Raw genomic sequence first — 9,879 nt, forward strand, 5'->3', positions numbered from 1 at the left:
GTCCCGCGCCGCCGCCACGGCCCGCCGCGCCTGCGGCCCCGAACCGCCCCGCCGGCACCCGAATGCTCATGCGGGGTTGCCCCGGCGCAGGCCGTCATGCTGCACTCCTGCGGAACAAGAGACGAAGACGGACCGGGAGGCGATCCATGACCCATGTGCTGGCCATCGACCAGGGCACCACCTCGACCAGGGCGATCCTGTTCGACGCCGCCGGCCATGTCGTCGCCCGCGGGCAGGAGGAGTTCCCCCAGCATTTCCCCCAGCCGGGATGGGTGGAGCATGACCCCGCCGACCTCTGGTCCACCACCGCCGCCACCTGCCGCGAGGCGATGGAGCGCGCCGGGGTCCGCGCCTCCGACATCGCCGCGATAGGCATCACCAATCAGCGCGAGACGGTGGTGCTGTGGGACCGGGCCTCGGGCCGGCCGGTGCATAACGCCATCGTGTGGCAGGACCGGCGGACCTCGGCCTTTTGCCAGGAGCTGAAGGATGCGGGCCACGAGGCGGGGGTGCGGGCGCGCACCGGGCTGCTGCTGGATCCGTATTTCTCGGCGACCAAGTTGGCCTGGCTTCTGGATCACGTCGACGGCGCGCGGGCGAAGGCCGAGCGCGGCGAACTGGCCTTCGGCACCGTGGATTCCTGGCTGATCTGGAATCTCACGGGCGGCGCGGTGCACGCGACCGACGCGACGAATGCGGCGCGCACCATGCTCTACGACATCCATCGCGGGGCCTGGGACGAAGAGATGCTGGACCTGCTGCGCATTCCCGCCAGCCTGCTGCCGGAGGTGCGGGATTCGGACGGCGATTTCGGGATGGCGCGTGCGGATCTCTTCGGCTCGGAAATCCCGATCCGCGGTGTGGCGGGGGATCAGCAGGCGGCGACCCTGGGGCAGGCGTGCTTCGAGCCGGGGATGCTGAAATCGACTTACGGCACCGGGTGCTTCGCGCTGCTCAACACCGGATCGCGGGCGGTGACGTCGGACAACCGGCTGCTGACCACCATCGCCTACCGGATCGGCGGGGAGACCACCTATGCGCTGGAAGGCTCGATCTTCATCGCCGGCGCGGTGGTGCAGTGGCTGCGCGACGGGCTGAAGCTGATCCGCGAGGCGAGCGAGACGCAAGGACTGGCCGAAGCCGCGGATCCCGCCCAGCAGGTCTATCTGGTGCCGGCCTTCGCGGGGCTCGGCGCGCCATGGTGGGACCCGGAGGCGCGCGGCGCGATCTTCGGGCTGACCCGCGGCTCGGGCCCCGCCGAGATCGCGCGGGCGGCCTTGGAATCGGTCGGCTACCAGACCTTCGATCTGCTGGAGGCGATGCGGCGCGACTGGCCCGACGGGGCGGAGGCGACGGTGTTGCGGGTGGATGGCGGGATGACGGCGTCGGACTGGACGTTGCAGTTCCTCGCCGACATGCTGGACGCGCCGGTGGACCGCCCGAAAATCCTCGAGACCACGGCGCTGGGCGCGGCCTGGCTGGCGGGAAGCGCCGTCGGCGTGTGGCCGGGGCGCGAGGAATTCGCCGCAGGCTGGGCGCTGGAGCGGCGGTTCGAGCCTTCGATGGATCCGGAACTGAGGGCCGGGAAGCTGAAAGGCTGGCGCGAGGCGGTGGGCCGGACGCTGACGGCCGGGTAGCGGCGCCGGGCGGGGGCGGCGCCGTCCTCGCGGAGCGGCGCTCCGCGCCCGCCCGCTGCGCGGCCGGGAGCCTTCCTGCGGAAGGCCGGGACGGCTGGGCGCCCGGGTTTCGGGCGGGCCTTGTGGGGAGAGGGCGCAGGGGCGCCGTCTGCGGAGGCGGCGACGGCGGCCCGGCGCGCGGGCGCGGTCCCGGCTGCGCCGATCATGACATGCCGAAGGCGCCGCGGGGGCGGCCTCGCTCGCGGTCGTCCGGCGCCGGAACCTCCAGCCGCGGGGCGTCGCCGCAGAGCCAGAGCGCGAAGATCTCAGCGGTGGCGGGCGCGGTTCGGGCGCCGAGCGCGCATTCCCACGCGACGCCGACCCGCCAGCCAAGGGCGGCCAGCGCGGCCTCCGCCTCGGCGTCGCGGGCGACGTTGCGGTCGAATTTGGGGCCCCAGTAGTCGGTGCGGGTGGCGGGCGTGGTGGCGCGGGGGCAGCCGGGATGGCGGTGCCAGAAGCAGCCATGCACGAAGACCGCGGCGCGGCGGGCGGGGAACACCAGATCCGGGCGGCCGGGCAGGCCGCGCCCGCCGAGGCGATAGCGCAGGCCGAGCGCGTGCAGGGCCCGGCGCAGGCGCAGCTCGGGCGTGGTGTCGCGCCCCTTCACCGCCGCCATGGTGCGCGACCTCGTGGCCGCGTCGTAGACATCCGCCATGCGATCTCCTTTTGCCGACCCGCGGACCTCGCCCCGGGCCGGGCCGCAGGTCAACCCGCCCCCGATCTGATGCCCAGCCCGCAGCCCGCGACGGGGCCGCCGGCGCCTCCGTTCCTACGCGCCGCGGGCGCGCCGCCCCGATCCGCGCCACGTCCACGCGGCGCCTCGCTCCGGCGCAAGCTTGCGCCCCGCCCCCGCCTTGCGCAGGATCGCGGCCAGCGAACGCGCCGGCTCCCCCGCGCCCAGGCGGACGACCGGCGGCGAGAGAGGGAGGCCCGTCCATGACCGTGCTCATCGCCGGCGCCGGCATCGCCGGGCTCACGCTCGCGCTCACCTGCCACCAGATCGGCCTTCGCGCCCGGGTCTTCGAGGCGGCAGCCGAACTCCGCCCCCTCGGCGTCGGCATCAACCTGCAGCCCAACGCGGTGCGCGAGCTGGAGGCGCTGGGCCTCGGCCCCGACCTCGCCCGCATCGGGGTCGAGACCCGCGAATGGGGCCTGCATGCCAAAACCGGGCGCGAGATCTGGACCGAGCCCCGCGGCCGCGCCGCCGGTTACCGCTGGCCGCAATATTCGGTGCATCGCGGCCAGCTGCAGATGGCGTTGCTGCGCGAGGTGCGGGCGCGGATGGGCGAGGAGGCCGCGGTTGCGGGCGCCCGCGCCTCGGATTTCGGAGACGCAGGCGACGAAGCCGTCTTGCGCCTCGACGATGGGCGCGCGTTGCGGGGGACCGTGCTGGTCGCGGCCGACGGGCTGCATTCGGCGATCCGGGCGCGGATGCATCCGGGCGAGGGCAAGCCGATCTGGTCGGGCGCCGTGCTCTGGCGCGGCGCGGTGCGGGCGCGGCCGTTCCGCTCAGGCGCCTCGATGGTGCTGGTCGGCACGATGGCGCAGCGCTTCGTGGCCTACCCGATCTCCGCCCCCGATCCGGCTACTGGGGAGGCGCTGGTCAACTGGATCGCCGAGCTCGCCTTCGACCCCTCCGGCGGCTGGACGAAATCCGACTGGAACCGGCGGGCGGAGGCGGCCGAGTTCCTCCCTCGGTTCGAGGATTGGAACTTCGGCTGGATCGACGCCCCGGCCCTGATCCGCGCCACGCCCGAAATCTTCGAATACCCGATGGTCGACCGCGACCCGGCCCCGTTCTGGACCGCGGGGCGCACCACGCTGATCGGGGACGCGGCCCATGTGATGTATCCGGTGGGGTCGAACGGCGCGAGCCAGGCGATCATGGGCGCCCGCAAGCTCGGCCGCGCCTTCCTCGACCACGGGGTCGGGCCTGCGGCGCTGCAGGCCTATGAGGCGGAGCTGCGCCCGGCGACGGCGCGGATGATCCAGGCCGCCCGCGGCGCCGGCCCCGACGCGCTGCTCGGCATGGTCGAGGACCGCTGCGCCGGCGTTTTCGAGCGGATCGAGGATGTGATCCCGCGCGCGGAAATGGACGCGTTCCAGGCCCGCTGGAAGGGCATCGCCGGGCTGGCGCGGGAGGGGCTGAACGACGCCCCCCCGATCATCCCCGACGGCGCGCAGGCGACGGGCGCCGCGGCCTGACCGCCGCTCAGGGCAGCCAGCCCTCCAGAATCGCGGCGAGCGTCATCGGGATCGCCACGACCGAGACGAGGGTGGAGACGACGACCAGCCCCGCGACCTCGGACGGATCGGCCTTGTAGCGCTCGGCCAGCAGGTAGGAGGTGACGGCGACCGGCATGGTCAGCTGCAGGATCAGCGCATCGCGCCCGATGGCGTCGAGCCCGAAGGCGAAGGCCGCCGCCCAGGCCGCGGCGCCGCAGACGAACACCCGGACCACCGAGAACAGGATCGCCCGCCCCGCCCCCTTCACCGACAGCCGCGCCACGGAGACGCCCAGCGTGAGCAGCATCAGGGGGATCGCCATCTGGCCGGCGAGCTCGAGGCCCCGCATCAGGAACGTCGGCAGCTCCCAGTCCATCAATGCGAAGACGAGGCCGAGCGCCGCGCCGTAGAAGATCGGCTGCTTGATCGCCTCGGCCGGAGAGCCGCCGCCCGAGACCAGCCACACCCCCACCGTGAAGCTGAGGCAGGCCATCACCGCGAAGATCACCGCCGCCAGCGCCAGCCCGTGCTCCCCGAAAGCGAAAAGCGCCAGCGGCAGGCCGACATTGCCGGTATTGCCGAAGACCAGCGGCGCGAGCCACACCCGCGCCGGGAGCTTGCCCATCCGGATCAGCGCCCAGAGCGCCGCGGCGGCGAGCAGATAGGCGGCCAGCGTCGCGCCGGCCAGCGAGGCGAAGAACTCGGGGTCGAGCTCGGCCTTGGCCAGCGAGGTGAACAGCAGCGCCGGCACCGAGATGGAGAAGCAGACCCGGGTGACGAACTCGACCGGGAAATCCTTGCCGGTCTTCACCCAGGTCCAGCCCGCGACCCCCAGCATGAACACCGGGGCGACGATCTCGAGCACGGTCAGGGCGAGCAGCATGGGCGGGCGGTCCTGGCAGAAGGAGCGGAGACGCGGCCGCGGCGGAAATTCGGCGGCGCGGGTCGTCAGTAACATGAGCGCCGGGAAGCGTCGATGCGGCGGGCGCGTGGGGTCGGGAGGGCAGGGGCGGCGGCGTTGCGCGCCGGCCTCGCGTGCTGCGGCGCAGCAGCGCGTGGGTGGACACTTCGGTGACGATTCCCTAAGTTTTCTCGGAGAATGTGTTTTCACGGATGGACTGAGACGCGGAACATGGCGACGGGCGCGGTCAACAGGCAGGCGAAGTTCGGCATCGGGCAGGTGGTGCGTCATCGCATCCACCCGTTCCGCGGCGTGGTCTTCGACGTGGATCCCGAATTCGCCAATTCCGACGAGTGGTGGGAAGCGATCCCGGTCGAGAACCGCCCCAGCAAGGATCAGCCCTTCTACCACCTGCTGGCCGAGAACGAGACGAGCTACTACCACGCCTATGTCTCGGAGCAGAACCTGGTGGCGGACGACTCAGGTCCTGTGGAACATCCCCAGGTAGGCGAACTTTTCGGCGATCTCGAGGGCGACCGCTACCGCATCGCCTCGATCCAGACCCACTGACCGCGACACCCACTGACCGCGACACCCACTGACCGCGGCATCGGGGCGGAGGAGATCCGTCCGACGTCTGCGCCTGCCTCGAGGGCCGGAGCGGCGCGCCGGGCGTCCCGAGAGCCTCCCCGAGGCGCCCGCGCCGCAGGTCGACCTTGCGCCAGGCGGAAAAGTTCCGGGCGGCGAGGTCAGGCGAAAGTCCACATGCGCCGGCCCTGATCGCGGTCCGGGGCGGGCCCGGGCGACGAACGGGCGAAATCCTCTTCATTTGACACGACATCGATGGCCGGAAGACGGCGCCACGCCGCGCCGACCGTCCAACGCGCCGCGGGCGCCCCGCCGCCACCCTTGGGCCGTCGGGCGCGGCGCCCCCTCGCGCGGGGGGCCGCTCAGTCGCCCCAGATCGCGCCCAGCACCCGCGTCCAGTTCTTCCAGCACAGTTTCTCCAGCGTCTCGCCGTCGAAGCCCGCCCCGCGCAGCGCGCTCCGCAGCGCCGGCAGTCCGGCCACGTCGCCGATCGGCGACGGGATCCGCGCGCCGTCGAAATCCGAGCCGAGACCCACGCAATCCTCGCCCATCCGCTCCACCAGATAGACGAAATGGGCGACGAGGCTGTCCAGCGTCTCCTCCGCCGCCATCCTGCCATCCGCCCGCAGGAAGCCGGTGGCGAGGTTCACGCCGACCATCCCCTTGCGCTCCGCCACCGCATCCAGCTGGCGGTCGGTCAGGTTGCGCGCATGCGGGCAGATCGCATGGGCGTTGGAATGGGTGGCGACGAGGGGGCGGTCCGAGACCTCGGCCACGTCCCAGAACCCGGCCTCGGTCAGGTGGCTGAGGTCGATCATGATCCGGCGCGCATCGCATTGCCGGATCAGCTCGCGCCCCGCCTCGGTGAAGCCCGCCCCGGTGTCGGGCGAGGACGGGAAGCGGAACGGCGCGCCATGCGCCCAGATGTTGTCCCGGCTCCACACCGGACCGAGCGAGCGCAGCCCGGCCGCCTGCAGCACGTCGAGCGCGCGGAACTCGGGGTCGATGCAATCCGCGCCTTCCAGATGCAGGATCGCCGCGACCTCGCCGGCCGCCATCGCCGCGGTCAGATCCGAGAGGCTGCGCGCGATGCGCAGATGGCCCAGCGCCTCCAGCCGCAGCAGGATCCCGGCCTGGGCGAGGTTGGCGTCCAGCGCCTCGGCCCGCGGCATCGGCGGCGGCAGGGGCAGGTCGTAGCCGTCGCCCTCCATCTTCATCGAGAACCCTGACGAGGGCGCGAACATCGCGAAGAACCCGCCGGCGAAGCCCCCCGCCCGCATCCGCGGCAGGTCGAGATGGCCGTGACAGCCCTCGGCGAACATCGCTTCGGGGGAGCGCCCCTCCTGCTCGGCCTTCCACAGCTTCAGCAGGATGTCGTTGTGGCCGTCGAAGATCGGGGGGGTGAGGTCGGACATGGGGGCGCGCTCCGAAGCAGGGTCAGGGCCCGAGCCTAGGAGGGTTCGTCGGGCTTGGAAACCATCGCCGCGGCGGCGTCCGCCCGCACCTGCGCCCGCTGCTCGCGATGCAGGACATAGAGCCCCGATCCCGCCACCACCGCGATCCCCGCCCAGGTGAGCGCGTCGGGAAACTCGCGGAACACCCACCAGGAATAGAGGGCGGCGAAGACGATCTCGAGATACTGCACCGGCGCCGCGACCGAAGCCGGCGCATGGCGCAGCGCCATCACGATCAGCAGATGCGACAGGGTGGCGAAGATCCCGACGCCGGCGAGCAGCGCCCATTCCATCCCCTGCGGCCAGACCGGGTCGAAATGCACCGAGCCCGATCCCGCCCCGACCCAAAGCGCCGCCCCCGTCACGATCCCGCCGGAGACCCCGGCCAGCGCCTGCATCGGCAGCACGCCGCCCTGCTGTCCGAGCCTGCGGGTGAGGATCATGTAAAGCGCGAAGCACGCGGCCGTGCCCAGAGGGTAGAGCGCGGGGGCGCCGACCGCCTCGAAGCTCGGCTGGATGATCAGGAGGGAGCCCGCGAAGCCCACCGCGCAGCCCAGATAGCGCCGCCAGCCCACCTGTTCGCGCAGCAGCGCCGCGCCGAGCAGGGTGAGCACCATCGGCTCGACGAAGAAGATCGCCATGGCGTCGGGGACCGGCATGTGACGGAGCGCCGCAAAGAAGAACAGCGTGGCGACGGCGATCAGGGCGCCGCGGGCGAAATGGGCGGGCAGGGCGCGGAGCGGCGGCATCGGCTGGGGCCGCAGCAGCAGCAGCCCGCCGAGCAGCACGGTCTGGGTCACGAAGCGGGCCAGCGCGATGATCCCGATCGGCAGCGTCGCCGCGGCGAGCTTGGCGGTGATGTCGATGCCGGGTCCCGCAATGCAGAACCCCATCATGTAAAGCACGCCGAGCACCGCTCCGGTGGGAAGCAGGGGGCGGCGCGGGGCGGGGGCGACGGGCATGGTCATGATGTCCGCGCATAGGCGAACGGGGCGGCGACGTCCAGCGCCGAGGCGGCTCGCCGCCGCGCCGCCCTGGCAGGGTTGTGGGAGAGAGTTGCATCGGGGCGATTGTGGGGATGAGTTTTTTCAATTTTCATTCAATGATTTGGAAATCAATGTCGGAGCATGGGCCGCGGCGGCCTTGCCGCGGTCTCGCGGTCTCTTCCGCGCAGGCGTCGAATCTGGAGAGAGCGGTCGGCGAGCCTGGTCGTGGCCGACCATGTCCGGGCGAACGACCTGATCCGTTCGCGCAGCGCCGGCGCCACGGCGGCCGTCCGCCGCCAGTGCGGGCGGTCGGCGCCGGACGGCTTCAGGCTGCGCGAACTGTCCGTCGCCGCGACGAGATCCGGCGTGGCCTGTGAAAGCCGGCTGCCGTTCGTGTCCGACGATGCGACCGACGGCGATCCCCGGGGGGGCGACCTGTTCGGCGCCGGGAGGCCGAGCGCGGCCCCCCCCCGCGGCGCTGCCGCGGTCCGGCGTCGGCGGGGCGCGCGTGCCGGTTCGACCCGGCCGCTCAGCACTGGGGCAGGTTCACCGCGAGCCCGCCGCGCGAGGTCTCCTTGTAGCGCTCGTCCATGTCGCGGCCGGTCTGGCGCATGGTCTCGATGCAGGCATCCAGCGGCACCAGATGGGCGCCGTCGCCGCGCAGGGCGAGCGACGCGGCGGCCGCCGCCTTCACCGCGCCCATCGCGTTGCGCTCGATGCAGGGCGCCTGGACGAGGCCCCTTATCGGGTCGCAGGTCATGCCCAGATGGTGCTCCAGCGCGATCTCGGCCGCGTTCTCCACTTGCGCGTCGGTCCCGCCCAGCGCCGCGCACAACGCCGCCGCCGCCATCGCCGAAGCCGCGCCGACCTCGCCCTGACAGCCGACCTCCGCGCCCGAGATCGAGGCGTTGGTCTTGATGATCGCCCCCACCACGCCCGCCACCAGCAGCATGTCGCGCACCGAGCCCGCCCGCGCGCCGGGCGCATGGTCGAGATACCAGCGCGCCACCGCCGGGAACACGCCCGCCGCACCGTTGGTGGGCGAGGTGACCACCCGGCCGCCGGCGGCGTTCTCCTCGTTCACCGCCATCGCGTAGCAGGCGAGCCAGTCCGAGGCCGTGCCCAGCCCCGGCACGTTCACCCGCCGCTCCGACTCCAGCTGGGCGCGCATCTTCGCCGCCCGCCGGCGCAGGCGCAGGCCGCCCGGCAATTCCCCCTCCACCGCGAGCCCGCGGTCGATGCAGCCCGACATCGCCTCCCACAACCCGTCGAGCCCCTGGTCGAGCGCGGCTTTCCCGTAGCGCGCCTCGGCGTTGGCGCGTGCGATCTCGGTCAGGCCGAGCCCGGTCTGCGCGCAGCGCGCCAGCAGCCCCGCCATGTTGGCGAAGGGATGGGGCGGGGCGGCGGGCGGGTCGCCGGCGGGGCCGCGCTCCAGCTCCTGCGCGGTGACGACGAAGCCGCCGCCGACCGAGTAATAGGTCTCGGTCAGGTGCAGTTTGCCGGCCGCGTCATGGGCGGAGATCACCATGCCGTTGGCGTGGCCGGGCAGGGCGAGGCCGTAGTCGAAGATCACGTCCGTGGCGGGGTCCAGCGTCAGCGGCGGCAGCCCTTCGGGCCGGGCGAGCCTTGTGGCGACCAGCTCCGCCAGCGCCGCCTCGGCCGCGTCGGGGTCGAGCGTGGCGGGCGCGAAGCCCAGCAGCCCCAGCAGCACCGCGCGGTCGGTGGCGTGGCCCTTGCCGGTGAAGGCGAGCGAGCCGTGCAGCCGCGCCTCGATGCGCGCCGGAGGGCCGGCGCCGGGGATCCGGTCGCGCCCGTCGCGCAGCGCGTCGAGAAAGCGCGCGGCGGCGATCATCGGGCCCATGGTGTGGGAGCTCGACGGGCCGACGCCGATCTTGAAGATGTCGAATACGCCGAGGTCCATGCCCGATCCTCGCCGGTTCCGGGCCGCGGCGCAATGACGGGGACGCCGCGGCGGGTGCGGTTCGCGACGCGGCCAGGCGCCTCGCCGGGCGAAGGCGTCGGCGCCGCCCGAGGCGCGGCCCCCGGCG

The 9,879-nt window shown here is 73.0% G+C and carries 8 protein-coding genes; 3 read left to right on the forward strand and 5 right to left on the reverse strand.

The genetic code is table 11. The annotated features are described in order from the left end of the window. Positions 1 to 146 precede the first annotated feature (146 nt). Entirely contained in the window at positions 147 to 1,637 is a 1,491-nt protein-coding gene (glpK, locus tag ACTB72_RS18025) for a glycerol kinase GlpK (protein WP_463038394.1), read from the forward strand. 202 nt (positions 1,638 to 1,839) lie between these two features. On the opposite strand, the gene ACTB72_RS18030 is transcribed toward glpK, so the two are convergent. Next, the gene (locus ACTB72_RS18030) at positions 1,840 to 2,331 is read right to left on the reverse strand and encodes a very short patch repair endonuclease (RefSeq protein ID WP_463038395.1); all 492 of its coding nucleotides are present in this window, start codon (positions 2,329 to 2,331) and stop codon (positions 1,840 to 1,842) included. 281 nt (positions 2,332 to 2,612) lie between these two features. Here ACTB72_RS18030 and ACTB72_RS18035 point away from each other — a divergent pair, with 281 nt between their 5' ends. Then, a complete protein-coding gene (locus tag ACTB72_RS18035) occupies positions 2,613 to 3,881 on the forward strand; it encodes a flavin-dependent oxidoreductase (protein ID WP_463038396.1) in 1,269 nt (422 codons plus the stop codon). 7 nt (positions 3,882 to 3,888) lie between these two features. On the opposite strand, the gene ACTB72_RS18040 is transcribed toward ACTB72_RS18035, so the two are convergent. Continuing rightward, positions 3,889 to 4,785, reverse strand: coding sequence for an AEC family transporter (locus tag ACTB72_RS18040; RefSeq protein ID WP_463038397.1), 897 nt, complete (start codon positions 4,783 to 4,785; stop codon positions 3,889 to 3,891). Positions 4,786 to 5,034: 249 nt separating this feature from the next. Here ACTB72_RS18040 and hspQ point away from each other — a divergent pair, with 249 nt between their 5' ends. Further along, on the forward strand, positions 5,035 to 5,373 hold the full coding sequence (gene hspQ / locus ACTB72_RS18045; RefSeq protein WP_463038398.1) for a heat shock protein HspQ: 339 nt from the start codon (positions 5,035 to 5,037) through the stop codon (positions 5,371 to 5,373). A 380-nt stretch (positions 5,374 to 5,753) separates the two neighbouring features. On the opposite strand, the gene ACTB72_RS18050 is transcribed toward hspQ, so the two are convergent. From ACTB72_RS18050 to ACTB72_RS18060, 3 genes are all read right to left on the reverse strand, one after another. After that, positions 5,754 to 6,806 (reverse strand): dipeptidase, encoded by a 1,053-nt coding sequence (locus ACTB72_RS18050; protein ID WP_463038399.1) that lies wholly within the window; start codon positions 6,804 to 6,806, stop codon positions 5,754 to 5,756. A 35-nt stretch (positions 6,807 to 6,841) separates the two neighbouring features. After that, positions 6,842 to 7,813: a DMT family transporter gene (locus ACTB72_RS18055; RefSeq protein ID WP_463038400.1), complete on the reverse strand. Its 972-nt coding sequence runs from the start codon at positions 7,811 to 7,813 to the stop codon at positions 6,842 to 6,844. 547 nt (positions 7,814 to 8,360) lie between these two features. Next, complete coding sequence (locus ACTB72_RS18060) at positions 8,361 to 9,752, reverse strand: L-serine ammonia-lyase (RefSeq protein WP_463038401.1); 1,392 nt, start codon at positions 9,750 to 9,752, stop codon at positions 8,361 to 8,363. Between the last annotated feature and the right edge of the window lie 127 nt (positions 9,753 to 9,879).

The sequence above is a fragment of the Albimonas sp. genome, from assembly GCF_055129145.1.